The sequence below is a fragment of the Photobacterium pectinilyticum genome, from assembly GCF_024357955.1.
Classification (GTDB): Bacteria; Pseudomonadota; Gammaproteobacteria; order Enterobacterales; family Vibrionaceae; genus Photobacterium; species Photobacterium pectinilyticum.
The window spans coordinates 50,429-76,305 of sequence record NZ_JANEYT010000010.1; the positions used below are offsets into that span (position 1 = coordinate 50,429).

General features: G+C 49.7%; 20 protein-coding genes. 13 read left to right on the forward strand and 7 right to left on the reverse strand.

The annotated features are described in order from the left end of the window. Position 1 precedes the first annotated feature (1 nt). A complete protein-coding gene (sapA, locus tag NHN17_RS06550) occupies positions 2 to 1,627 on the reverse strand; it encodes an ABC transporter substrate-binding protein SapA (RefSeq protein WP_255041362.1) in 1,626 nt (541 codons plus the stop codon). A 127-nt stretch (positions 1,628 to 1,754) separates the two neighbouring features. After that, entirely contained in the window at positions 1,755 to 2,807 is a 1,053-nt protein-coding gene (pspF, locus tag NHN17_RS06555; RefSeq protein WP_255041364.1) for a phage shock protein operon transcriptional activator, read from the reverse strand. Positions 2,808 to 2,978: 171 nt separating this feature from the next. On the opposite strand from pspF, the gene pspA reads away from it, so the two are divergent. From pspA to tyrR, 6 genes are all read left to right on the forward strand, one after another. Beyond that, the gene (gene pspA, locus NHN17_RS06560) at positions 2,979 to 3,644 is read left to right on the forward strand and encodes a phage shock protein PspA (protein WP_255041365.1); all 666 of its coding nucleotides are present in this window, start codon (positions 2,979 to 2,981) and stop codon (positions 3,642 to 3,644) included. A 90-nt stretch (positions 3,645 to 3,734) separates the two neighbouring features. After that, a complete protein-coding gene (gene pspB / locus NHN17_RS06565; RefSeq protein ID WP_255041367.1) occupies positions 3,735 to 3,965 on the forward strand; it encodes an envelope stress response membrane protein PspB in 231 nt (76 codons plus the stop codon). Beyond that, positions 3,962 to 4,348 (forward strand): envelope stress response membrane protein PspC, encoded by a 387-nt coding sequence (pspC, locus tag NHN17_RS06570; RefSeq protein WP_255041369.1) that lies wholly within the window; start codon positions 3,962 to 3,964, stop codon positions 4,346 to 4,348. Before pspB ends, pspC begins: the two co-directional genes overlap by 4 nt. Before the next feature lie 220 nt (positions 4,349 to 4,568). Beyond that, entirely contained in the window at positions 4,569 to 5,966 is a 1,398-nt protein-coding gene (locus tag NHN17_RS06575) for a YcjX family GTP-binding protein (RefSeq protein WP_255041370.1), read from the forward strand. After that, complete coding sequence (locus NHN17_RS06580; RefSeq protein WP_255041372.1) at positions 5,963 to 6,997, forward strand: YcjF family protein; 1,035 nt, start codon at positions 5,963 to 5,965, stop codon at positions 6,995 to 6,997. The genes NHN17_RS06575 and NHN17_RS06580 overlap by 4 nt, the downstream gene beginning before the upstream one ends. A 405-nt stretch (positions 6,998 to 7,402) precedes the next feature. Continuing rightward, positions 7,403 to 8,938 (forward strand): transcriptional regulator TyrR, encoded by a 1,536-nt coding sequence (gene tyrR, locus NHN17_RS06585; protein ID WP_255041373.1) that lies wholly within the window; start codon positions 7,403 to 7,405, stop codon positions 8,936 to 8,938. A 104-nt stretch (positions 8,939 to 9,042) separates the two neighbouring features. Here tyrR and NHN17_RS06590 read toward each other — a convergent pair whose 3' ends face one another. Beyond that, positions 9,043 to 9,522, reverse strand: coding sequence for a methylated-DNA--[protein]-cysteine S-methyltransferase (locus tag NHN17_RS06590; RefSeq protein WP_255041374.1), 480 nt, complete (start codon positions 9,520 to 9,522; stop codon positions 9,043 to 9,045). A 168-nt stretch (positions 9,523 to 9,690) separates the two neighbouring features. On the opposite strand from NHN17_RS06590, the gene rimJ reads away from it, so the two are divergent. Beyond that, complete coding sequence (gene rimJ / locus NHN17_RS06595) at positions 9,691 to 10,272, forward strand: ribosomal protein S5-alanine N-acetyltransferase (protein ID WP_255041375.1); 582 nt, start codon at positions 9,691 to 9,693, stop codon at positions 10,270 to 10,272. Between the two features lie 121 nt (positions 10,273 to 10,393). Here the strand turns inward: rimJ and cydC are convergent, their stop codons facing one another. The 4 genes from cydC to ald form a co-directional block, all read right to left on the reverse strand. Then, entirely contained in the window at positions 10,394 to 12,115 is a 1,722-nt protein-coding gene (gene cydC / locus NHN17_RS06600) for a heme ABC transporter ATP-binding protein/permease CydC (RefSeq protein ID WP_255041376.1), read from the reverse strand. Further along, the gene (cydD, locus tag NHN17_RS06605; RefSeq protein ID WP_255041377.1) at positions 12,108 to 13,880 is read right to left on the reverse strand and encodes a heme ABC transporter permease/ATP-binding protein CydD; all 1,773 of its coding nucleotides are present in this window, start codon (positions 13,878 to 13,880) and stop codon (positions 12,108 to 12,110) included. Before cydD ends, cydC begins: the two co-directional genes overlap by 8 nt. 79 nt (positions 13,881 to 13,959) lie before the next feature. Continuing rightward, positions 13,960 to 14,922: a thioredoxin-disulfide reductase gene (gene trxB, locus NHN17_RS06610; RefSeq protein WP_255041378.1), complete on the reverse strand. Its 963-nt coding sequence runs from the start codon at positions 14,920 to 14,922 to the stop codon at positions 13,960 to 13,962. Positions 14,923 to 15,120: 198 nt separating this feature from the next. Continuing rightward, entirely contained in the window at positions 15,121 to 16,242 is a 1,122-nt protein-coding gene (gene ald / locus NHN17_RS06615) for an alanine dehydrogenase (protein WP_255041379.1), read from the reverse strand. 156 nt (positions 16,243 to 16,398) lie between these two features. On the opposite strand from ald, the gene lrp reads away from it, so the two are divergent. The 6 genes from lrp to NHN17_RS06645 all read left to right on the forward strand — a co-directional run bounded on the left by lrp (position 16,399) and on the right by NHN17_RS06645 (position 25,855). Continuing rightward, positions 16,399 to 16,893, forward strand: coding sequence for a leucine-responsive transcriptional regulator Lrp (lrp, locus tag NHN17_RS06620; RefSeq protein ID WP_255041380.1), 495 nt, complete (start codon positions 16,399 to 16,401; stop codon positions 16,891 to 16,893). A 413-nt stretch (positions 16,894 to 17,306) separates the two neighbouring features. Continuing rightward, a complete protein-coding gene (locus NHN17_RS06625; RefSeq protein ID WP_255041381.1) occupies positions 17,307 to 20,663 on the forward strand; it encodes a DNA translocase FtsK 4TM domain-containing protein in 3,357 nt (1,118 codons plus the stop codon). Positions 20,664 to 20,746: 83 nt separating this feature from the next. Continuing rightward, positions 20,747 to 21,361 carry an outer membrane lipoprotein periplasmic chaperone LolA gene (lolA, locus tag NHN17_RS06630; protein ID WP_373689545.1) on the forward strand — a complete coding sequence of 205 codons (615 nt, stop codon included), beginning with the start codon at positions 20,747 to 20,749 and terminating at the stop codon, positions 21,359 to 21,361. 109 nt (positions 21,362 to 21,470) lie between these two features. After that, positions 21,471 to 22,811, forward strand: a complete 1,341-nt coding sequence (locus NHN17_RS06635; protein ID WP_255041384.1) for a replication-associated recombination protein A — start codon at positions 21,471 to 21,473, stop codon at positions 22,809 to 22,811. 127 nt (positions 22,812 to 22,938) lie between these two features. Next, the gene (gene serS, locus NHN17_RS06640) at positions 22,939 to 24,246 is read left to right on the forward strand and encodes a serine--tRNA ligase (RefSeq protein ID WP_255041386.1); all 1,308 of its coding nucleotides are present in this window, start codon (positions 22,939 to 22,941) and stop codon (positions 24,244 to 24,246) included. Positions 24,247 to 24,481: 235 nt separating this feature from the next. Then, positions 24,482 to 25,855, forward strand: coding sequence for a YjiH family protein (locus tag NHN17_RS06645; protein ID WP_255041387.1), 1,374 nt, complete (start codon positions 24,482 to 24,484; stop codon positions 25,853 to 25,855). The last annotated feature ends 22 nt before the right edge of the window (positions 25,856 to 25,877 follow it).

Here is a 25,877-nt window from a genome sequence, read left to right on the forward strand (position 1 = left end):
ATTAGATCTCGCTCCGGAAGACTGTCGAGAAGGAGCGGGTGCCAAACGGACTCATCTGCAAGCCTTCCAGGGACTTGTGGTGAACTTGGAAATGGACGCCATGGGCCAATGGGACAATCGGTACCTCGGTATCCAAGATATCTTGGGCAAGGTGATAATAATTAAGCCGCTGGTTCAGTTTAGGGGTTCTGGATGCCAGCTCGAGTAGATTATCAAAGCTGAGGTTACACCAGTTGGCCACGTTCAGGCCGGCTTTTTTGGCATCGCAAGATAGCAGCGGACGCAGAAAATTATCCGGATCGCCGTTATCGGCAACCCAGCCCGTTAAGATCAAATCACTGTTGTACTTATCAATCGCACTAAAGCGGTTGACGGTATCTTGGGTGATGATGTCTACCTTGATCCCGACAGCATTGAGATCCGCTTGGATTAATTCTGCCGTTTTGCGAGGGCTTGGATTATACGGGCGTGGCTCAAGCGGCACCCATAAAGTCAGTGCTAAGTTTTTGTCATAACCGGCTTCTTTAAGTAGGTCAAGTGCTTTTGCTGGGTCATAATCCAGCGCCTGGCTACCATGGTTGTAAGCCCAAGACATTGGCGGCAAGAGGCTGCGGGCCTTGGTGCCAGTACCGTAGTAGACTGAATTGAGCAGATTTTCACGGTTGATGGCATGGTTGATGGCTTTACGAACCCGAATATCACTCAGCTCTGGCTGGTTGCTATCCAAGGCCAGAAACGCCACGTTCATACCTGTTTGGGCATCAAGGCTAAAATTATCGTCAGCACTGATAACGGGCAGTTGGCTAGCAACGGGTGATGACAGTACGTCACATTCGTTGCTCAGCAGTTTGGCCAGTGTGCCTGTACCACGGCTGGCAATGTCGAACACCACTTGCTCCATCGCCGCTTTACCCTGCCAGTAGTTTTCGTGGCGGTTAAGCCTAACAAAATCATTGGCTTGGTAGCTATCGAGGAAAAACGGCCCGGTACCAACGGGTAAGGAGTCCAGTTGGTCGGGCTTGCCTGCGCGAAGCGTTTGCTGGGCATATTCCTGCGAGTGGATCACCGCATAGGTCGTTGCCAAATTGGACAAAAAAGCGTTATCAGGCCGGCTTAGGGTAAACCTTACTGTGAGAGGGGCAACAACCTCAATATCTTCAATCAGGTTGGCAAACCCCTGGCTGTCGAACCAAGGGTAGCGACCGCCGGAGATCGCATGGAAAGGGTGATCCGGTTGAATGACTCGCTTAAAGCTAAACACCACATCCTGAGCGTTGAACTGGCGTGTAGGTTTGAACCAATCAGTGGTTTGAAACTCAACACCTTGTCTTAAGTTAAAGGTATAGACTAAGCCATCATCACTGCTACTCCAGCCATCGGCGAGCGATGGAAGAGGCTGGTGACTAACAGGATCGAGGAGTAACAAACGGTCGAAAAGTTGCGCAGCCAAGGTATCAGCCGTCAATCCACCATCGATTAGCTGTGGATTAAAGGTTGTTGGCTTATCTTGTCCGCAATAGACGAAACCACGGCTGCGAATATTGCTATCCTGCTGCGGGTCATCACTACAGCCAATCAGGCCGGCAAGGCTGACGCACAAAAGCAAAAGACGAGTATAGGCGCTCATAGGATAAGAAATTTTTTGGAAACAAGATTATAAATTTACCATTAACCCAGCCTGCCACCAAGTCACCTCATTAAAATACCTGTTATTTCTAGGTTCTTTATGGCCAGAAAGTGTACAGATCATTGCTTTAGTCATTTCCGACCAACTGGTACTTGCGCAGCAGTCCCCTCAGTTGATGGTAGCTCAAGCTGAGTAAGTCAGCGGCTTTACGCTGATTATACTGTGCTTGCTCGAGAGCCTGTTGAAGAATGGCAACCTCCTGATCTTGTTGCCACTGGCGAAAATCAATGGGGAGTTCCCACATGCCGTTGCCGTTGCCGTTGCCGTTGCTGGTCGCTAGCTCTTGAGTGGAAGAGCTGGGTTCGGTATGGTTTTTATTGCTGCTCTCATTGTCTTTCTCTTGTTGCCAAGGTGGCGTGAACGGGTCAAAAATAATGGTATTGACCGGCTCATTCTCGAGGCTGTGGCGAAAGACGGAGCGTTCAGTCACATTTTTAAGTTCACGGATGTTGCCGGGCCAGGGGTAGGTTTGCAGTTGCTGCTGGGCTTGCTGACTGAACCCGGCGAAAAAGCTGAAGTTGAGCTCGCGGCACATTTTCACGGCGTAGTATTCGGCAAGGGGTAAAATATCTTCTTGTCGTTCGCGCAATGGCGGTAAGTGAATGATGTCGAAGGCAAGGCGGTCGAGCAAATCGGAACGGAACTTACCCTCTGCGGCCAGTTGCGGCAGGTTTTCATTGGTAGCGCAGATCAACCGGACATTGGCCTGGCAAGTTTTGCTGCCCCCCACTCGTTCATATTCGCCGTATTCAATCACCCTGAGCAGTTTTTCTTGTACTCCCATCGGTGCTGTTGCTAGCTCGTCGAGGAACAAGGACCCGTTCTCGGCGCGTTCGAACCGCCCCTGGTGTCGGCCTTTAGCGCCGGTAAATGAGCCGGCCTCGTGGCCGAACAGCTCGGAGTCAATTACGCCTTCACTCAGCGCGGCGCAGTTTAGCGAGACGAGGGGCTGGTCCCACCGGCGCGACAGATAATGCAGGCGTTGAGCGATGAGCTCCTTACCGGTTCCTCGTTCGCCGATGATCAGGATAGGGCGATCAAGCGGTGCAAGACGTGACGTTTGATCCAGTACCGTGAGGAACGCCTCGGATTCGCCGATGAGGTTATCTGTCTTTCGCATGGTAAATCTCACTAATAGTTAGCGTAATTACTTATACCTTAGCAGGGCGACTGTTGAGGTGCAAAGCTAAGTGTATGATATATAAAAGACATAAAGTTGGCATGTTTGTTGTAATAGTCAACATAGTTACTGTTTTGGAACAGAACGCAAATATATTTAGGAGATGTAATTATGGGTATTTTTTCTCGTTTTGCCGATATTGTGAATGCCAACGTCAACTCACTGTTGGATAAGGCTGAAGATCCGCAGAAAATGATCCGTCTTATCATTCAGGAAATGGAAGATACGCTGGTTGAAGTGCGTACCTCTTCTGCGCGTGCATTGGCTGACAAGAAAGAACTTCAGCGCCGTATTCAGGCGATTGAGGCTCAGAGCCGTGACTGGCAAGATAAAGCTAGCCTGGCCATTCAGAAAGGCCGTGAAGATCTCGCTCGTGCTGCACTGATTGAAAAGCAGAAGCTTAACGATGTCGCGCTGACATTAAATGAAGAGTACAAACTGGTGGAAGCGACCATCGAGAAGCTAGCAACGGAAGTGGCTGAGTTAGAGCGTAAGCTGCAAGAGACCCGCGCCCGCCAGCAGGCGTTAGTGATGCGTCATAAAGCGGCCGATACTCGTCGTGATGTGCGCCGTCAATTGGATACCGGTAAGGTTGATGAAGCGTTGTCGAAATTCGAGCAGTACGAACGCCGTATCGATGAGATGGAAGCAGAAGCTGACAGTTACAGCATTGGACGCGGCAAGAACTTGAATGATGAGTTTGCTGATCTGCAGGCGCAAGATGAAATCGAAAAAGAGCTTGAGCGCATGAAAGCCAACCTCAAGGACAAAGAGTAATTCACCTTAACAGAAATTGGTTGTTATGATGGCAGTGGCTATTATGACAATCTAATGAATTGAATCTGCGCGGATAAAAGGAGAAAAGTAATGTCTATGGGGTTTATTGTAGGGCCGTTAGTCGTATTCATGATCTTTGTTGCCCCACTGTGGTTGATCCTCCACTATCGTAGCAAGAAGCACGCAAGTGAAGGGTTGTCTGGTGATGATCAGCAGAAACTACAGGAGCTGGTGGCTCGCGCAGAGCAGATGCAAGATCGTATTGTGACTTTGGAGCGTATCTTGGATTCGGAAGTTCCGCAGTGGAGGCGCAAGTCATGAATAAGACCCTTTTTCGCGACCCGAAAAACGGCAAGCTAGGTGGCGTTTGTGCCGGAGTTGCCGAATACTTTGGTATGGAAATCTGGTTAGTGAGGATCCTCACTGTGTCAGCTTTTTTACTCGGGGTGGGATTCATCGTCACCCTGGCCTATGTTGCCGCTTGGCTGATCCTCGACAAAATGCCCGAGGAGCGCATTCAGCAACAGACGGTTTTTCGCGAGCATCAGGTTAAGCAAAAACCATGGCAAGCAGGAAAACCAGCAGGCCAAATCTTACAGAATGTCGAGAATGAGCTCGACAATATGGAACATGAGTTGCGCGATATGGAGGCCTATGTGACCTCTTCGGCGTTCAAAGTCGACCGAGAGTTTCGCAACCTATAACTAATGAGTAACCAGAAAAGCAGGCAATGGCCTGCTTTTCTTGTCTCCAGCAAACCATTTCCAACCAAGGCGGAGGGCACGAGGTTGACTTGGTTCGATGATGTTAACTTGGTGTCTATGTGGTTAACAAGCCAATTCATCAGAGGTTAATAAGCCGGGGTTTATAGTCAGGGTTATCGTTTCCCACTCTGTGCTGTGTTTGACATTTTCAGGAAAGTTTATGAATCGATTTAGCAATGAGTTGAATAAATTGGTGAACCGGAGTCTAGACCGCCATGTCCGTTTGGCGGTGACGGGCCTGTCCCGGGCGGGCAAGACCGCTTTCATTACTTCACTGGTTAATCAGCTTATGCATGTGAGTACTAACCCGCGATTGCCGCTGTTCACCGCCGTTAGGGATGATCAACTTCTGGGCGCCAAGCGGGTGCCACAAATTGATATGCATGTGCCTAAATTTGCTTACGAAGAAGGGATGGGCGCACTGCTCTCGGCACCGCCAAGTTGGCCCGAGCCGACGCGCGATGTTAGCCAGACCCGTTTGGCACTGCGTTACAAGCCCCAGCGTGGGCCGATGAAGCTGTTGCAAGAGACGGCAACATTGTATTTGGATATTGTCGATTATCCAGGTGAATGGTTATTGGACTTACCGTTGTTAGAGCTGGATTTTATGGCGTGGTCACGTCAGCAGGCCCAGATCCTGAAAGGTAAGCGTGCCGAGTTGGCATCGGATTGGTTGGCGATGGCCGAATCTTTCGACCCATTGGCGCCGGCAGACGAGACGTTGATTGAACAGGTCTCGGCGCGTTTTACCGAATATTTGTATAAGTGCAAAGCAGAAGGTGGATTACATTGGGTGCAACCGGGCCGATTTGTTCTACCGGGTGAGCTGGCGGGTGCACCGGTATTGCAGTTCTTCCCGATGGTCTGGCTCGAAAAAATCACCGAGCAGCAATGGGCTGATGCCAATGAAGAGACCAATCTCGGTATGCTTAAAAGCCGCTACCGTTATTATCAGCAGCATGTTGTGAAGGCGTTCTATAAGGAGCACTTCTCCAAATTCGACCGCCAGATCATCTTGGTTGACTGTTTGCAGCCGCTCAATGCTGGGCCTGAGTCATTCAATGATATGCGCCAGGCGCTAGACCAGCTGATGCAGAGCTTTCGTTACGGTCGTAGCTCAATGCTAAAACGTTTGTTCTCACCCAGAATCGATAAGGTACTGTTTGCGGCAACTAAAGCCGATCATGTCACGCCTGAGCAACATCCTAACTTGGTGAGTTTGCTACAGCAGCTTGTCAATGAAGCATGGCAAACCGCATCATTTGAGGGGATCAAGATGGATTGTGTCAGCCTGTCTTCGATTCAGGCCACCGAGCCGGGCTTCGTCGATTATCACGGTCGACAGGTGCCAGCCCTGCGAGGGCACCAAATTGACGGTGATGCCAAGACCTTATTTCCTGGTGAAGTGCCACGCCGTTTGCCAAACGACACTTTCTGGCAGCAATCGGGCTTTGATTTTATTAATTTCCGTCCGCTTGAAATGCAAAGCGACGAACCATTGCCACATATCCGGATGGATAAAGCAATGGAATACCTGCTGGGAGATAAATTGCGATGAGTGAGTCGTTAAAAAGCAAGATCGTTTTTGATGAGCCATCAAAGCCAAAGGCGGATACCGTCGAGGTTGAGTTGACGTCACAGTTGCAGTTTGCCGAGCAGGACAAGAGTTTCTTACCCGAGGCAATGGATACCGAACAACCGGATGTTGAAGCAGAGCTCGACCGAGCCCTGCGCAGTAAGCCCAAGCGCCGTTCTGGTTGGCTAAAAGGCTTAATGGTTGGCGGTGCAGCCATGGTGGGTTGGCAAACGGTGGATTATGTCGTGACGGCCTATCAGGGCGGTGATTGGCTTGCCTTGGGCTGGAGTGTCATTGTTGCCGGTATTGCCAGTGCGGGGATCACGGCACTGGGACGTGAGCTAATGAGCTTGCGTCGCCTTAAGCGTCGTCAGAGTGAGCGAGAGCAGGCGCAAGCCTTGCTTGAGGCCGATGGTATCGGTCAAGCCAAAGCGTTTTGTACCCGGCTAGCCAAGCAGGGCAAGGTGATGGAAGAGCATGCTGGCTATGACAAATGGTTGCAGTCATTGGCGGCCACCCATAATGACCGTGAGGTGATGCAGCTTTATGATCGTATGGTACTGGGGCAACAAGATAAGCTGGCACGTAAACTGGTGGCGAAATATGCCAGTGAAGCCGCCGTTATGGTGGCGGTCAGTCCGTTGGCCTTGGCGGATATGTTGCTGGTGGCATGGAGAAATTTCCGATTGATTGACCAAGTCTCTAAGGTCTATGGCGTCGAGTTGGGGTATTGGTCGCGGATCAAGTTGGTAAAGTTAGTGCTTGCCAATATGGCGGTAGCTGGTGCCAGTGAAGTCATTGCTGATAGCGGTATGGATATGCTCTCGATGGACTTGGCGGGCAGAATGTCGACCCGCGTTGCCCAAGGTGTCGGTGTTGGTCTGCTGACTGGCAGGTTAGGACTCAAGGCAATTAACCTGATGCGTCCGCTGCCATGGCAACCCGAGCAGCAGCCTAAGCTGAGTGAAATTCGTAAAGATCTGCTTAGCCAGTTGACCCATAAAGAACGCTAATACCAATCTGGATAAGTAGTTGATCAAGTATTTGCACTGGAAAAGTCGTTGTTATCAAGGCAGATATTGCAGTCACTAGTGGCTCTAATTACAAAATATCTAACGCAGAGAACAGCGATTTTAACCAGCAAGACTGATCAAATATTTATGTAGGTTGGTATAAAGACCAAGCTTATCGTAAGGGAAATTTTTCATTACTAAATGAAGGCCCATAGCGGCCTTCTTTCCACTCTTTCCACCCCTTCATCCCTCTTCGATTTTTTTATTCATTAGGCCGATATTGATTCGGTAATGGATTGATAGTGCGCAACCTCTCAGCTACGAACGCCAATGACTTGACTCCATTACAGGGAAGGCGCAAACTTCTTGTGTCAACAATTCCTGACACCTTGGAAGATAATTAATATGAGGCTACAAGTCTTTTGTGAAGACCGACTTGGCATGACCCGAGAGCTGCTGGATATCCTTGCGAGCCGGCAGATTGACTTACGGGGCATTGAAATTGACCGGGTTGGGATCATTTATTTAAATTGCCCCGAAGTTGAATTTGAGCAGTTTAGCCAGTTGATGTCACAGATCCGCCAGTTGGATGGGGTGACTGATGTTAGAAAGATCCAGTTCATGCCAAGCGAACGTGAACACAAAGAGCTTAAAGCGTTACTGGAAGCCTTACCCGATCCGTTTTTTTCTATTAGCTTGCAGGGCAAAATCGATCTTGCCAATGACGCAGCAGAAGTCTTGCTTGGCAAACCCCGTGAGGAGATTGTCGGCGAACATATCCAAACTTTCGTCGGCTTTAATATCCATAACTGGCTTGAAAATGATAATGCCAGCCGCCGGAGCGAGCTGGTGGTGCAGTCAGGCCTCGACTACATGATGGAAATCATGCCGGTCTATGTGACCGACGAAACGGAAGAACAGGTACTGGCCAGTGCGGTTATCCTGCTCAAATCCCTCTCGGAAGCCAAGATGCCATTGGCGATGCGCCAGCTTAGTGGTGACAATGGATTCGAGCATCTTGTCGGCCAATCATCCCGTTTCAAGCAGCTGGTATCGCAGTCGAAGAAGCTGGCTATGCTGGATGCACCATTATTGATCCAGGGTGAAACGGGGACTGGTAAAGAGATGCTGGCAAGGGCTTGTCATCAACGCTCACTGCGTCGTGATAACCCGTTCCTGCTGGTCAATTGCATGTCTATGCCAGACAACGCTGCCGAAACGGAGTTGTTCGGTATGGCGGCAACTGCGACCGAGCCGGGCAAGAAAGGTATTTTCGAACAAGCCGATGGCGGTATTGCCTTCTTGTATGAAGTCGGCGAGATGTCAGAGCACCTGCAAATCAAACTGTTGCGTTTCCTACAGGATGGGACGTTCCGTCGTGTTGGTGAAGAGCAGGAGATGAAGGTGGATGTCCGTGTTATTTGTTCGACCCAGAAGAAGCTGCCTGAACTTGTCGCGACCGGGAAATTTAGGGAAGACTTGTACTATCGCTTGAATGTATTGGCTTTGACCGTCCCGCCGCTGCGTGAAAGAACAGCGGATATTGTTCCGTTGGCCGATTTGTTCCTGAGTCAGTTTGCTCAAGAGCTGCAACAGCAGAAGCCAGCGATTTCTGCCGAAGTTGCCCAATATCTTAGCCAATATGCATGGCCGGGTAATATTCGCCAGCTGCGCAATGTACTGTTCCGGGCCATGACCCAACTCGAAGGGACGGAAATCAAAGTCGATGATATCCAGTTGCCAGAAAACGAGTCAGCGACAGTGCTTAGCGAGGAGATCCTTGATGGCTCGCTTGACGAAATTATGAAGCGCTATGAGTCGGGTATCTTGAATAGCTTGTACCGCAGCTATCCGTCGACACGCAAACTGGCGAAAAGGCTGGGGGTTTCACATACCGCAGTCGCTAACAAGTTACGTGAATACGGGATCGGTAAGCATTAAGCTGATCTATCCAGTTATAATCGTTTATTCAAACGCCCGATGAACATCATCGGGCGTTTTGTTTCTACAGCCCTTGGCAAGAGCGGTTATAGGCGATAGCCTGCTTACTTCAACAACGTCAGCTTACCTTGTTCGAGTTCTCTGAGCTGGCAGATCAGTCCTTGCCCGTAGCGACAGCTTTGCTGGGCCTCGATTTCGGAGGCGACGCGGTGGCAAGGGATGATAATAGGGATTGGGTTGACGTTCTTGGCCATACCGATAGCGAGAAGAGCGGTGGAATGTTCAATCTGTGTGGCGATTTGTTGGTATGAGCGATGGCTGTTATAGGGGATTTCACAAATGGCTTGCCATACTTGTTGCTGGAACTCTGAGCCGGGAGGAGCTAGGGGGAGGGTAAACTGCTTTCTTTTTCCATCGAGATACTCAGCGAGCTGGGTGATGTAAGGCGCCATGAAGTCCGGGTCGTGATCCCAGTGGCTGTCTGGGGCAAATCCGCCACTGGCAATGGTCAGTTGCCGTAGTCCTTGCTCGTCTGCCAATAAATATATTTTGCCCAATTCCGTATCAAGGTGGTCGTAATACATAATCTTCACTGTGTTGGTTAGCGTCAAACGCGGCGCGGCTATCACAATGATAGTTCAAACATACGGCCAATTCTTTGTCATGAAATAAGTTTATAGCGAAGGTGTATTCATCATCCACGGGCTGTGCTAACGTTTCAACATAGTGTAAGGCATAAGGATAAGGTGCTGTTGTTTCATTCGATTATCAGCCGAACAACATCAATCGATATAGGTGATGCGACGGTTAGGCTTGTTACTCCTAAAGATGTTGCGGCTATTACTGCCTATTATCAGCGAAACCGGGTTTTCCTACAGCCCTGGGAGCCGTTGCGTGAAGAAGCCTTTTTTACCGAAACAGGTTGGCAGCGACGGCTGGAACAGCTTATGCAATTGCATAAGCACAAAATGGCTTACTACTTTGTTATCCAGCAAAAAGGCAGCGATGAGATTTGTGGTGTGGTGAATTACAGCAATCTTGTCCGTCACCCTTTCCATGCTTGCCATGTCGGATATTCATTGGAGCAGGACTGCCAAGGGCAAGGGTTGATGAGTAGGGCACTGGCTGCCGCCAATTGCTGGATGTTCGAAGATCAAGGCTTCCACCGTATTATGGCCGCGTATATGCCCCGTAATGCGAAGAGTGAGGCAGTCTTGAAAAAATGCGGTTTTGAATTTGAAGGCAAAGCGAAAGACTACCTGCTGATTAACGGTAAGTGGGAAGATCATATCTTGACGGCCTGTATCAATAATAATTGGACGATGCCGCTGTAGTACCAATATTTTCAAATAAAAAAACGGGAGCCATGTGGCTCCCGTTTTCGTTATGGATTATTCCGTGTGGCATTATACCAACCGAGATAAATACTTGATCAACTACTTATCCAGATTGGTATTAGATACGTTGCCAAAGCTCGGTGTATCGACCATTTTGGTTCAGCAGTGCGTGGTGCTTGCCTTGCTCGATAATTTCACCTTCATCCATCAAACAGATATGATCCATGTGCTCCAAACCAACCAATCGGTGGGTAATGAACAGCACGGTCTTGTCTTTGGCGTGTTCCAATAGCAAAGCTATGATCTGCTGCTCAGTACGGCGGTCAAGGCCTTCGGTCGGTTCATCCATAAGTAGGATTGGTGCGTCGTGCAGCAGGGCACGGGCGATACCGATACGGCGACGTTCACCACCAGAGATCTGACGTCCGCCTTCACCAAGCCATGTATCCAGCCCTTTACCTTCCAGCAAAGCGTCTAGGCCAACGTTGGTAAGCACGTTGCAGAACTCTTCGTCAGTTCCTTGCGGTTTGGCAAGCAGCAGGTTCTCGCGCAGCGAACCGTTGAAAACATCAACACGCTGGCTAACAACAGTAATTGCTTGGCGCAGCGGCGCTTCTTGCCATTGGGGCAGCGGTACTTCATCGAGGGTGATTTGCCCCTGCTGCGGATCCCAGTTGCGGGTGATCAGCTGCAACAGGGTCGATTTACCGCAACCAGTTCGACCTAGCAGTGCGACTTTCTCGCCTTTGCCTATGGTCAATGAGATATTTTTCAGTACTGGTTCGTCACTGCCGTAATAGGTGTAGCTGATATTCTGGAGATCCAGCGCACCCTCAACCTCTGCGGTATGGCCGTTAGGATCAAACGGTGTATCTGGGGTCGCTTCAATGATCTCATTAAGTCGACGGGCAGATGTCAGGGTCTGCCCCAAGTACTGGAACGCGCCAGCCACGGGCATCATTAGCTCGAAGCTGGCCATGGTGGCAAAGGCGACCATGGCTACAAACGGGTCTGGTGCTTGTCCGGCAATGCCATCAGCTGCTATCCAGGTGATCAGTACCAGTGTCCAGCCCGTTGCCGCCATCAGGATCGCATTGGCAAGGCCGGTAAGGTTGGCCATTTTCCGTTGTGCATCTAATAACGCTTGTTGCTCATTAAGGGCGGCCTGATAGTAACGCTCCTCGGCATTAAACAATAGCAACTCGGCATTGCCCTGGATCCAGTCCAGCATTTTCACCCGATAATTGGCTTTGGCCATCGTCAGGGTTTCACCGTTGGATTTACCTAGACGGTAGAAGATAACCGGCAAGATCAGCATCAGGCTGAGTAAAATGGCACCAAGGGTCAGGCCTATAGTGACATCAAACCAAGCAAGGAAGCCTGTGATAGCCAGTAACCCAATGACACCGATAAGTAATGGATTAACCAAGCGCAGGTAGACGTGGTCCATCGCATCGACATCGGCGACCAAGCGGTTGAGCAAGTCAGCATCGCGTAGGTTGGTCTGTCGACCCGGGATCAACGGAGTCAGCTTTCGGAAAAAGAACAAACGCAAGTCAGCCAGCAGTTTGAAGGTTGCGTTGTGGCTGACCACTCGCTCGCCCCAGCGGCCCGCCGTACGGGCAATAGAGAAGCCTCGTACACCCGCACCCGGTAGCATGTAGTTGAAGGTTTCACGGGCAATGGTGAGGCCTGCAACGGCTGAGGCCGTAATAAACCAGCCCGATAGGGTCAACAGGCTCATGGCAGCCAAAAGAGTGCCTAGGCCAAGCAACATGCCAAGTGTCATGCCGAACCAGTGTTTACGATAGAGTTTGAGGTAAGGGATTAAATCACGCATCGAGATCCCTCTTGTCAGTGTGGGCTAGCATGTCTGCAAGCAGACCTTGCTGGCGGATGTGTTCGAAAGAACCATTTTGGACCAGTTTACCGTTTTCCATCACCAGAACGCGGTCCATTGCGGCCAGTTGATCGAGACGGTGGCTCACCATCAGAGTGGTTTGACCGCTCACTGCATTTTTCAGGCTTTCCAAGACTAAGTGTTCGCTGTTGGCGTCTAGGCTTGCCGTTGGTTCATCCAATATCCAGAAGGCACCGCTTTGCAGCATGGCCCGAGCCACGGCAATACGCTGGGCTTGGCCGACAGACAGGCCACCAGAGCGATCACCGACCTGATGGTGGTAACCTTTCTCTAGGCGCTGGATGAACTCATCAGCATTGGCTTGTTGAGAGACCTGCTTGATGTGTTCTTCGGTGGCCAATGGGTTACCCAGCGTAATGTTGTCGCGGACGGTACCGTGTAACAGTAGTGGGTTTTGGCCGACCCAGCTTATGGCCTGTCGCCACTGGCTGTGATCGAGTTCTTTGAGCTCGGTTCCGTTGATTTTCAAGCTACCGCGGTAGGGTAGGAAGCCCAACAAGGCATTGAGCAGGCTGGTTTTGCCAGCGCCGCTTGGGCCGACAAGTGCAACCTGCTCGTGCGGATGGATGGTAAAGCTCAGCGGGCCTGCCAGTACTTGGCTTTGCGGGCTCAGTACTTCCAGTTGATCGGCTGTAATCGAAATGGTCTCTGGTGATTCCAGGTTCGTTTGCCCTTGGCTCATGCCATCAGCATCGCTGTTAAGAAATTCAACAATTGACTCTGCTGCACCGATAGCCTGTGCTTTGGCATGGTAGAAAGTGCCCAGATCACGCAGTGGTTGGTAGAACTCCGGCGCCAGTACCAAAATGAACAGACCGGTAAACAGGCTGATAGGCACGCCGTAGTGACCAAAGTTGAGTTCACCGATAAACGAGAAGCCAAAGTATACTGCGGTAATGGCGACTGAGAGTGCCGAGAAAAATTCCAGCACAGCCGATGACAGGAAAGCCATTCTCAATACTTCCATGGTCCGCTTACGCAGGACATGGGATGCAGCATGTAAGTTTTCGGCTTCAGCTTCAGCGCGATTGAATAAGCGCAGGGTCGATAAGCCTTGTAATCGGTCATAGAAGTGACCGGACAGGCGTTGCAGTGCTTTGAAGTTTCGGCGGTTGGCATCAGCAGCCCCCAAACCAACCAGAGCCATGAACATTGGCACTAGCGGTGCGGTGATGAGGAAAATCAGGCCTGCTGCCCAGTTGAGCGGGAAGACTGCAAATAAAATCACCATAGGAACCAATACTGCGATCGACATCTGCGGAATGTAGCGGGAGAAGAAGTCTTGCATCTCTTCTACCTGCTCAAGTACCAAGCTGGCCCAGACGCCGGCAGGTTTGCCTTTGATATAGGCGGGACCCAATTGTTGCAGGCGTAGCAGGATCAACTGCCGGATATGCAGCCGGATCTGTTCGCCGCAGCGGTAGCCGTAGATCTCGCGCCCCCAGCTGCAGGCAGCCCTGAGACCGACAATGGCAAACAGCCCACCGAAGCTTGAAACGAGCTGGTATTTATCTGTGTGTTCAATAATGAGTTGGTGCAGGATATGGGCAAGCAAAGCTGCTTGGCCAACGAGTAGCAACCCCGACAAGAACCCCAGGCCGACACTGAGCATGAGCCAGCGCTTTGCCAGCTTACTCTGTGATTTCAACCATTTGGTTAAATCGCGTTGTAATTGTTTATCCATATTAAATTCTTGCGCTGCTCAGAAGAGCAGGCTTAAAGGTGAAGGCTAAAAAGGCCACCTTGAGCGGTGGCCGAGAGTATTATTTTTGTTCTTCTAACGCGTCGAGGTAACGCTCTGCATCAAGTGCAGCCATACAGCCAGTACCGGCTGATGTGATGGCTTGACGGTAAGTGTGGTCCATTACATCACCAGCGGCAAAGATACCTTCTACGCTGGTTTGGGTTGCGTTCCCCTCAGTACCTGACTGTACTTTGATGTAACCGTTGTTCATTGCTAACTGGCCTTCAAAAATAGCCGTATTTGGCTGGTGGCCGATAGCAATGAAGGCACCCATCACCTCAAGGGTTTCAGTCGCTTCTGACTGGGTATCTTTGATACGGACAGCTGTTACGCCCATCTCGTCACCCAATACTTCATCCAGCACACGGTCGGTGTGTAGGATGATGTTGCCGTTCTCGACCTTGTCCATCAGTCGTTTGATCAGGATTTTCTCTGAACGGAACGTATCACGGCGGTGGATAAGGTGAACTTCCGAAGCGATGTTAGATAAGTAAAGAGCTTCCTCGACAGCGGTATTACCACCACCCACAACGGCAACCTTTTGGTTACGGTAGAAGAAACCGTCACAGGTAGCACAAGCTGAAACCCCTCGACCCTTGAAGGCTTCTTCTGATTCCATGCCGAGGTATTTGGCTGATGCACCCGTTGAGATAATCAATGCGTCACAGGTGTACTCGCCACTGTCGCCTTTAAGACGGAAAGGACGCTGACTAAAATCAGTTTCACTAATATGATCAAAAATGATTTCTGTTTCGAATCGCTCTGCGTGTTCTTTCATGCGATCCATCAGCCCTGGGCCTGTTAGACCTTCGGCGTCACCTGGCCAGTTTTCAACTTCTGTGGTGGTGGTAAGCTGACCACCTTGCTGCATGCCCGTAATCATGACTGGGTTAAGATTGGCACGAGCAGCATACACTGCGGCAGTATAGCCAGCAGGACCAGAACCAAGGATGAGCAGTTTACAATGTCTTACGTTACTCATTACTTCTCCAGGCTGAATGAGGTTTTTGATCTTATGATGAGTGATTGTAGGTAAATTGAGGCGCTATGGAAAGAGGGGATTGTAGCGTGGTTTTTTCCCTGTAAAATCAGGCTGCCGAGTTTAATACCCGGCAGCAGGGATAAGTTGTTTTAGATTATTTTCGCATAATCTATAATTATTAGTTATAACTATTCAAGGTCAGTGCATGCTGATAGCGACAGTCGGATCAGTGAAATGCAAGTCAAAACTGTCGGCAACTTCTTTACAAGTAACTTTACCATATATCACATTCATGCCAGCAAGGAATCCGGGATCAGCGAGCAGGGCTTTTTTGTAACCGAGGTTCGCGAGCTTTATTACATAGGGTAGCGTTGCATTATTTAGCGCAAAAGTAGACGTTCTTGCGACGGCTCCAGGCATATTGGCTACACAATAATGCACCACACCATCGACGATATAGGTGGGGTCTGTATGGGTGGTCGGGTGAGAGGTTTCAAAGCAACCTCCTTGATCAATAGCGACGTCTACTAGTGCCGATCCGGCCTTCATTTTCTTGACGTGATCAGCGGTGATCAGCTTAGGTGCTGCAGCCCCGGGGATCAGCACCGCACCAATGATAATGTCGGCTTCAGGCACCAATCGGTCGATGGTCTCAGTGGTTGAGTAGGTGAGATTTACCGCTCCTTTGAACTCGCAATCGAGTGCTCTGAGGGTATCGAGATTACGGTCAAGAAGGGTGACATTAGCACGCATCCCCACCGCCATGCGCGCGGCATTGGAGCCGACAACCCCGCCCCCTAAAATCAACACGTTGGCTGGCTCGACGCCTGGAACGCCACTGAGCAGCAATCCACGGCCACCGTTAGAATTCTCTAGTGTTTGGGCTCCTGCTTGGATAGACATTCTGCCCGCCACCTCAGACATAGGGGCTAGCAGCGGTAATTTTCCTGAGGAATCGGTGACGGTTTCGTAAGCAATACAGACAGCTTTGCTATCAATCAGGTCTTTTGTTTGCGGAAAATCTGGTGCAAGATGGAGATACGTGAATAAAATCTGCCCTTTATTCAGCATGGCTCTTTCTTCTGCTTGAGGCTCTTTTACTTTGACAATCATCTCTGATCTGGTAAAAACTTCTTTAGCGTTAGAAATAATTGTAGCGCCAGCGTTTTCATAGTCTACGTCTGACAGCCCGATCCCGACTCCGGCCAGGGTTTCGACCAAGACTTGATGACCGAGTGATGTGAGCTCACGGACACTGCTGGTAACGAGGCCAACACGGTATTCGTGGTTTTTGATTTCTTTTGGAACTCCAATAATCATGCTGCTCCTCCCTTGGCATCCAGTATGATTGGCTATTGACAAGGATGTAAATGCAGATCTAATGGCAGTATAGTTTGACTAACACAGTATTTGATTCTAAAAAATAGAAATCTGTAGTATATTTTTTTGCAAGGAAGTAAGAAGGTGGAATAAAAAATGGTAGATACCAAGAAGAAACCATCCAAGGAATTGGATCGTATTGACCGCAACATTTTGAATGAGCTTCAAAAAGATGGTCGTATTTCAAATGTAGAGTTATCCAAGCGTGTTGGCTTGTCTCCAACACCATGTCTTGAGCGTGTACGCCGTCTAGAGCGTCAGGGCTACATCAGTGGCTATACCGCGCTTCTAAACCCGCAGTATCTTGATGCCTCTCTGTTAGTTTTTGTAGAGATCACGCTAAACCGTGGTGCGCCAGATGTGTTTGAGCTGTTTAATGCGTCGGTACAGGAACTGGAAGATATTCAGGAATGCCATTTGGTATCCGGTGATTTCGACTATTTGCTGAAAACCCGTGTGGCAGACATGTCAGCTTACCGTAAGCTGTTAGGTGAAACTCTACTGCGTCTTCCTGGTGTGAACGACACCCGCACTTATGTGGTGATGGAAGAAGTGAAGCAGACCAACAACCTTGTGATCAAAACTCGTTAAGCTTCACTGTTGAGGTCTATACCTAAGGTTTTTGGGTATATCAATCAAGCGGCGTTCAGCCGCTTGATTTGTTTCTGTGGTCTGATAAATGAAAAGTAAACAATGACCACGCAACACTTTGTTAGCCACTGCTAACGCAAGGTGCTTGTATTTTCAACACTTCCTGTGAAAACTTCGTTGTCTCTTCCTATATTCACCTTTTCAAAATGGCAAAAACTGACGCTATTTAGTATAAGATATGCGTTAGGTCATCAGGCCCTATTTTTACTGGCGCCTGACACGCTATCAGCTATTGGTATAATAATAACACCGAGCAGGGATGTCCTTGTTCTGATAGTTAAAAAGATTCAACGCATCTGTCCGCAGGCAGAATGGGTTGGGCATTAAGCAATTTGTTACATCGGAGTGTTTTTTTGAGGAAAGTAAAGGGCAAGAAGCAGCCTAAAATGCGTCTTTCCGGGGGACAGCGCTTACTGGAAAGCTTTCTTATCATCGGCATCTTGTCGGCGATTTTCATCATGGTTGCGCTGTTAAGTTTTGATCCTGCCGATCCCTCCTGGTCCCAAACAGCTTGGGAAGGGCCAGTGCAAAATAAAGCAGGGGCCTTCGGCGCTTTGGTTGCCGATACCTTGTTGTTTGTATTTGGTTCGCTTGCCTACCCACTTCCTGCAGTGATCATCCTCGCAGCTTGGATATTGTTCCGCAGGCGGCAACAGCCTCTCAAGTTGGATTACATGATATATGGTACCCGCCTGCTTGGTTTGTTGTGCATTTTTGTCGCCAGCTGCGGGCTAGCTGATCTTAATTTTGATGATATCTGGTATTTCTCCTCTGGCGGTGTGATTGGCGATGTGGTGTCAAATATGGCGCTGCCAATGTTCAATTTACTGGGCGCGACGCTGATCCTGATGTTTGCTTGGGCGGTGGGCTTTACCCTGTTTACTGGTATCTCTTGGTTGACCATTGTCGATATCATTGGGGAGACGGTACTCGGCTCTATGGCATGGCTACTTAACAAAGTACGCTCAGATAAATCAGAGACGCTGACTCCTTTTGCGGCTGATATCCCGGATGAGCATCAGACTGAATTCGGCCGCCAACTGGCGATGCAACAAACGGAATCAGAGCCTGATGCGGACGATGTTTTGCTGGCTTCGAGTAGCCGTACAACGCCACCGCAGGTTGAGGAAAGAAATCGCTTTGCCCGTAAGGAGCCAAGTTTTGAACAGTCAGCTCAGCATGCTGCCGATCCGCTGTTGAATACCAACGAACCGAAAATTGTAATGCCTGAGCGTCAACGTCAGGCTCGAGTTCATGCTAACAGCGTGGTTGCCACAGCCGCTGCGGCAACTGCTGTTGCTGCCAATGCGGAGGCTAACGCTGAAACCGTCGCTAATGTGGCGATGGCTGAGCCGATACAGCCAGTATCGGTGGCTACATCGGTTGAACCTGTTTTGTCTAGTGTGTCGGACACCCCGACAACAGAAAGTACGACACCAGAAAGTACAGCCACATCGAGTGCTGAAGAGGTTGTTGAGGTGAATTCGACCCAGCAAGCCAAGGGGATGTCAATCGCCGAGCTTGAAAGGCAGCTGGATATCGATGAGAACTTTTCTGTATATATCGATGAAGGTAAATTAGCACCGCAAGAAGGTGATGTTTCGTCTAGTACGGCCTCTTCCGCGGTGATGGATACAGAGCATACGGCTACTGAACGAGCCCCTGTTGCAGCTCCTGCGTTTGAACCAGCAGTCGATACGGTTGCTGACGTTACGACGATGTCGTCAGTCGCACAAGCTGAACATGTACAACGGCAGGGCGAAGCAACGCCCTCTGCGAGCATGTCATTTAACAATGATGAGTTCATTCCTGACGTGGCAGAGGATAATTCATCACCGGTTCACGTTGAGCCTGTTACAACAAAACCTCATGTTGCTCAAACTGGTATGTATGAACCAGTTCAACAGGAGGTGACGGGTATGGTAGAAAGCAGACAAGAAGTACCGGTTGATAGCATTGAGCCAAACGATATCGAGTTAGCTCATGATATTGAAATTGGTGTTCAGGATGGTATGTCTGAGCTGGAACGGGCTGAGCGTGAAATGGCCCCTGTCGATAGCGAGGACCACATCGAAAACAGCAGCGATCAAGACTTGAATGATGAAGAAGCCTTCCTCAAGAAGATCCGCGACGCCCAGAAAGCCCAAGCCCAAGCTGCAGGTTTGGATAATCCGTTCTTGATGAAGCGGGAAGCGGATTTGCCAAAACCAACGTCGCCGATGCCAACCATCGATCTATTGGCCCCGCCGAAACAAAACGTTCAATCGACGACCGAGGAAGAGCTAAAGCAGACCGCTATGCTGGTTGAATCGAAACTCGCCGATTATAAGATCAAAGCCAAGGTCGTTGGGGTATACCCTGGCCCAGTTATTACCCGTTATGAGCTCGATCTTGCGCCGGGTGTGAAAGTGAGCCGTATTTCCGGTCTTGCCAAAGACTTGGCGCGCGCCTTGTCAGCATCTGCCGTTCGTGTGGTTGAAGTGATCCCGGGTAAGCCATACATAGGTCTTGAACTGCCGAATGTGAACCGCGAAACGGTGTATATGTCTGAAGTCGTCGACAGTGATAACTTCCAGCACAAGAAAGGAGCGCTGCCGATTGTATTAGGTTACGACATCGCTGGTGAAGCCGTGGTGGCGGACCTGTGTAAGATGCCACACTTGCTGGTAGCCGGTACAACGGGGTCGGGTAAGTCGGTCGGGGTGAACGTCATGATCTTGAGCTTGCTGTATAAGTGCAAGCCGGAAGATTGTCGCTTCATTATGATTGACCCGAAAATGCTGGAATTGTCGATTTATGAGGGTATTCCGCATTTATTGACCGAAGTGGTCACAGACATGAAAGACGCCAGCAATGCCTTGCGCTGGTGTGTGGGTGAGATGGAACGCCGGTACAAGCTAATGGCGGCATGCGGTGTACGTAACCTGGCTGGTTACAATGCCAAACTGGAAGAAGCCGCTGCAGCGGGGCATCCTATTCATGACCCACTCTGGAAGCCAGGCGATAGTATGGACGAGTACCCGCCGTTATTGGACAAAATGCCAAGCATTGTTGTTATTGTCGACGAGTTTGCTGACTTGATGATGGTGGTGGGTAAGAAGGTTGAAGAGTTGATTGCCCGCCTTGCGCAGAAGGCGCGCGCGGCAGGAATCCACTTGGTGCTGGCGACACAGCGTCCATCGGTGGATGTGATCACCGGTCTTATCAAGGCTAATATCCCGAGCCGTATGGCCTTTACCGTATCGACCAAAACTGACTCCCGAACCATTCTCGATCAAGGTGGCGCTGAGTCGTTGCTGGGTATGGGTGACATGCTGTACTTGCCAGCTGGGAGTAACCATCCCGTCCGTGTCCACGGTGCGTTTGCCTCGGATGAAGATGTCCACAACGTGGTGAATGACTGGAAAGCTCGTGGTAAACCACAGTATATCGAGGGGATCTTGGAAGCTGACCAAGGAAGTGAAGGCCTGCTACCGGGAGAGACCCCGGTCGCTGGAGAGGATGATCTCGATCAGCTGTTTGATGAAGTGGCTGCATTTGTTTCAGAGTCACGTCGTGGTTCAGTTTCTGGTGTCCAACGTCGGTTTAAGATTGGCTACAACCGTGCTGCCCGCATTGTCGAACAGCTTGAGGCGCATGGCATCGTTAGTGCACCAGGCCATAACGGTAATCGTGAGGTTTTGGCACCACCGCCAGCCCCTCGTGATTAACCGTTGATAAAACACAAGACAACCCGTAATTACCATGCCTGCTACGATCAAATAGCAGGCATCTGAAAAGGTTTAACAGAATGATTAAAAAAGTGCTTTTGAGTATGTTGGTTGCCAGCCCGTTGTTGTTGGCGGGTCAAGCACTGGCGAATCCACAGCAGGAACTGAGTAGTCGTTTGGGCAAAGTGAATGCTTTTAGTGCTGACTTTACCCAAACCGTTGTAAGCCCAGAGGGAAGCTTGCTGGTGGAAGGCACTGGTGATGTATCCATCAAACGACCAAACCTGTTCCGTTGGAATACGGAAACGCCAGACGAGAATATTTTGATCTCTGATGGCAAGACACTGTGGTATTACAGCCCGTTTATCGAGCAAGTAACCGCGATGTGGCTTAATGACGCGACGGATCAAACGCCATTCGTACTGCTGACCCGCAATAGCGCTTCAGACTGGGCTAATTACAATGTGTCGCAAACGGCTGACACTTTTACCCTGACCCCGAAAAGTGGTGCGTCCTCTATGGGGCAGTTTGTTGTAACCGTGGCCCAGTCGGGTGTGGTGCGTAGTTTCTCTGTGGTTGAACAAGATGGTCAGCGCAGTAATTTCAAACTGACGAAGTTCCAGAAGCAAACACCAGCCTCGAGCCTGTTCTCCTTTACCCCGCCGAAAGGGGTTGAGCTGGATGACCAGCGTAATTAAGCTAGAGCGAATCGCCCAGGTTTATGTCCCGAGGCGATAGCAAACAGTGAACCAGATTGATTTAGGTGGTACGGCAGTACCACCTAATTTTGTTTAAGGAGCGGTGATTTTGAGTAATTTCAGCCTGGATTTTTCATCGGACTTCCGTCCGTTGGCAGCCAGAATGCGCCCACGAACCGTGCAGGAATACATTGGTCAGAAACATATTCTGGCCCAAGGCAAGCCCCTAAGGCGTGCGTTGGAGGCCGGACACCTGCATTCGATGATTTTGTGGGGACCGCCGGGTACAGGTAAAACCACGCTGGCAGAGGTGGCCGCCCATTATGCCAATGCTGAAGTTGAACGTGTATCGGCTGTAACATCGGGTGTTAAAGATATCCGTGCAGCTATCGATAAAGCCCGTGATAATAAGATGGCCGGCCGCCGTACCATTTTGTTTGTGGATGAGGTCCATCGCTTTAACAAAAGCCAGCAGGATGCCTTTTTGCCTCATATCGAAGACGGCACTGTGACCTTTATTGGCGCAACGACTGAAAATCCATCTTTTGAACTAAATAACGCATTGTTGTCACGCGCCCGGGTCTACAAGCTTAAGTCTCTGGAGAACGAAGACATCCTTGAAGTCATCGAGCAAGCCCTAGTAGACAAGGAACGTGGCGTGTCGGAGAGCAATCTGGTCTTTGTCGATGAAGTGAAAGAACGCCTTGCCGAATTGGTTGGGGGTGATGCCCGGATGTCACTAAATTACCTTGAGCAGTTGATTGATATGGCAGATGAGGATAAGCAGGGCAACAAGCTGATCACTCTTGCCTTGCTGGCCGAGGTGGCGGGTGAGAAGATCGCTCGTTTCGATAACAAGGGTGATCTGTGGTACGACATGATCTCTGCCGTGCACAAGTCGATTCGTGGATCGAGCCCGGATGGCGGTCTGTACTGGTTTGCACGTATGCTGCAGGCCGGGTGCGATCCCTTGTATGTTGCCCGCCGTCTGCTGGCAATAGCCTCGGAAGATATTGGCAATGCTGATCCACGTGCAATGCAGGTAGCCGTATCGGCCTGGGATTGTTTTACCCGGGTCGGGGCCTATGAGGGCGAACGCGCAATAGCCCAGGCGATTGTATATTTGGCTTGTGCACCGAAAAGTAATGCGGTGTATACCGCATTTAAACAAGCCAAGTTAGATGCTGCTAACTATCCTGACTATGAAGTGCCGCACCATTTGCGTAACGCGCCGACCAAACTGATGAAAGAGATGGGATATGGTCAGGAGTATCGTTATGCCCATGACGAGCCGGGCGCCTATGCTGCAGGCGAGAGCTATTTTCCGCAGGAGTTGGCGGGTACTCGCTATTATCAGCCGACAAATCGGGGCTTAGAGACCAAAATTTCCGAAAAGTTAGATTATCTTGCTTCTTTAGATGCAAAAAGCACTTCAAAGCGCTATCAATAATAGGGCTTTTTGGGTATTGTTGAGGGATCCGCGTTAGGTTGCCTAACGCCTTATGAATTAAAAATTATTTGGCCATCAATTTGGCTAAATAATGTGCACTTTAGAGCCATTTGAGCACAGGATTAGCATGCTAGATTCTAAATTACTTCGAACTGAGCTGGACGCAACAGCCGAAAAATTAGCGCGCCGTGGTTATACTCTTGATGTAGAACTACTACGTTCCCTAGAAGAAAAACGTAAGTCACTTCAGGTGAAAACTGAAGAGCTTCAGGCATTGCGTAACTCCCGATCGAAGTCCATTGGCCAAGCGAAAGCGAAGGGCGATCACGAAGAAGCTGAGCGTATCCTGGCTGAAGTTGGTAACCTTGGCTCTGAGCTGGATGACGCGAAAAAAGCACTTGCAGTGCTTCAGGCTGAGCTAGATGCCATTGTACAAACGATCCCTAACCTGCCAGACGACTCTGTTCCTGCAGGTAAAGATGAAAACGAAAACGTTGAAATCTCTCGTTGGGGCCAACCACAGTCTTATGACTTTGAAGTTAAAGACCACGTTGACCTAGGCGAAATGGCTGACGGCCTTGATTTCGCAAGTGCTGTTAAATTGTCTGGTGCACGTTTCATCGTGATGAAAGGCCAGTTTGCTCGCCTACACCGTGCGATTGCTCAGTTCATGCTGAACCTTCACACTGACGAGCACGGCTACACAGAGATGTATGTTCCTTACCTAGTAAACTCTGACAGCCTATTCGGTACTGGTCAGCTGCCTAAGTTCGGTGCTGATTTGTTCCACACTCAGCCACTGACTGAGAAAGTGAATGATGAAGAGCCTCGTACTCTCTCTTTGATCCCGACAGCAGAGGTTCCTGTAACCAACATGCTGCGTGATACTATCTCTGATGAAGCGGATCTGCCTGTTAAAATGACAGCGCACACGCCTTGTTTCCGTTCAGAAGCCGGTTCTTACGGTCGTGATACTCGCGGCCTGATCCGTATGCACCAGTTTGATAAAGTTGAGCTTGTACAGGTCACTCGTCCAGAAGATTCAATGGACGCGCTAGAAGAGCTAACGGGCCACGCCGAGAAAGTACTTCAGCTACTTGAGCTGCCATACCGTAAGGTGATCCTATGTACAGGCGACATGGGCTTCGGCGCTGTGAAGACCTACGATCTAGAAGTATGGGTTCCTGCACAAGAAACTTACCGTGAGATCTCTTCTTGTTCTAACTGTGGTGACTTCCAGGCTCGCCGTATGCAAGCGCGCTTCCGCCGTAAAGGTGAGAAGAAGCCTGAGCTAGTTCATACTCTGAACGGTTCTGGCCTAGCGGTTGGTCGTACTATGGTTGCTATCCTTGAGAACAATCAGGAAGCAGACGGTCGTATCCGTATTCCTGAAGCTCTTCGCAAGTACATGAACAACGCTACACACATCGGTTAATTTATACCGCTGTTGCAAACTACAAAACCCAGCCAATTGGCTGGGTTTTTTTATAGCTATCATCAATGGTTTTCAACAGAAATAGCTGCCATTGAAGATATTGAGTGGTTTTTTATGCGATAAATATGATTATTTTGTCAGTTTGCGCTTGTGTCGTCATTGATATTCGATATAATCGCGTTATTGATGAGTTATGCATTTTTATTGAAAATTTAATCATTCAGGAAGCAGTAGAATGACAGATACCCTTTTAGCCCAAAGCAACTACAAAACCAGCCGGAACGTGCTGATGTTCGCCATTCCCTCGATACTGGGGTTGTTCTTTTTTTTAGCTCCGCTTACCGTCAACGGTGACTTTACGTTTCCATTAGCCCTGATGGCCAAAGGTTTCAAAGCTTTGCTGGGTGATGCTATTCTACCTACGGTAACGGCGGTTATCTGTTTGTCTGCTGTTCTTTCAATATTGGCCAGTGTGGCAAAGCCTACTTTTGTGACTCAATCTCCGTTGCTAACTCGCCTTTTTGTATTGAGCCCAACTTGGTTAGTTATTCGTAGCCTAGGTGCTGCTTTTACATTGATTGCCTTGTATCAAGTCGGCCCAGAAATGTTCTGGAATGGTAATACCGGCGGGCTGGTACTGCATGATTTGCTACCGTCGTTGTTCGTGACTTTTATCTTTGCCGGATTGCTGCTGCCTCTGTTGTTAAACTTCGGGCTGCTTGAGCTATTGGGTACGTTACTTAGCAAGTTCATGCGTCCGGTATTTAGGCTGCCGGGGCGTGCAGCGATTGACTGTATATCATCTTGGCTGGGTGATGGCACTGTCGGCGTGATTTTGACCAGCAAGCAGTACGAACAGAAAAAATACACTGCCCGTGAAGCGGCAGTGGTTGCTACCATGTTCTCACCGGTTGGTATCTCGTTCTCGCTGGTGGTATTGACCCAGGTTGGCCTACAGAACTATTTTGTCCCTTTCTATGCGGCGATTTGTTTGTCTGGTGTGGTCGCTGCCATGGTGATTCAGTTTCTGCCACCTCTGTGTTACAAAAAAGACCTCTACATAGATGGAACCGCTCCAAATCGTGATGACGAATTAGTACCGGAAGGTCAGTCGGCAATGAGCTTCGGCATGGACATGGCCCTGCAGCGTGCTGATAAAGTAAAAAGCCTCGGTTCGGTGGCTAAAGAAGGTGTTCATAACGCACTAGATATGGTGATTGGTGTTCTTCCTGTTGTGATGGCAATCGGTACTTTAGGTCTGGTGGTCGCAGAAACCACTCCGCTATTCTCCCTACTGGGCGCCCCCTTTGTCCCGCTGCTTGAGTTACTGAATGTTGCAGAGGCGCAGGCCGCAGCACAAACGATGCTGGTGGGTTTTACTGATATGTATGTACCGTCAATCATTGCAGCATCAAGCATCGATGCTGAATTAACCAAATTTGTTGTCGCTGCACTGTCTGTTACCCAGCTTATCTTTATGTCTGAAACCGGCTCTGTGATCCTCAGCAGTAAGGTGCCAATTAACTTCCTAGAGTTGGCGGCTATATTCATTCTGCGTACGCTGGTGACATTGCCACTTATCGTCGCGATAGCCCATTTGATTTTCTAATCAATACTAAGCTCTAAACACT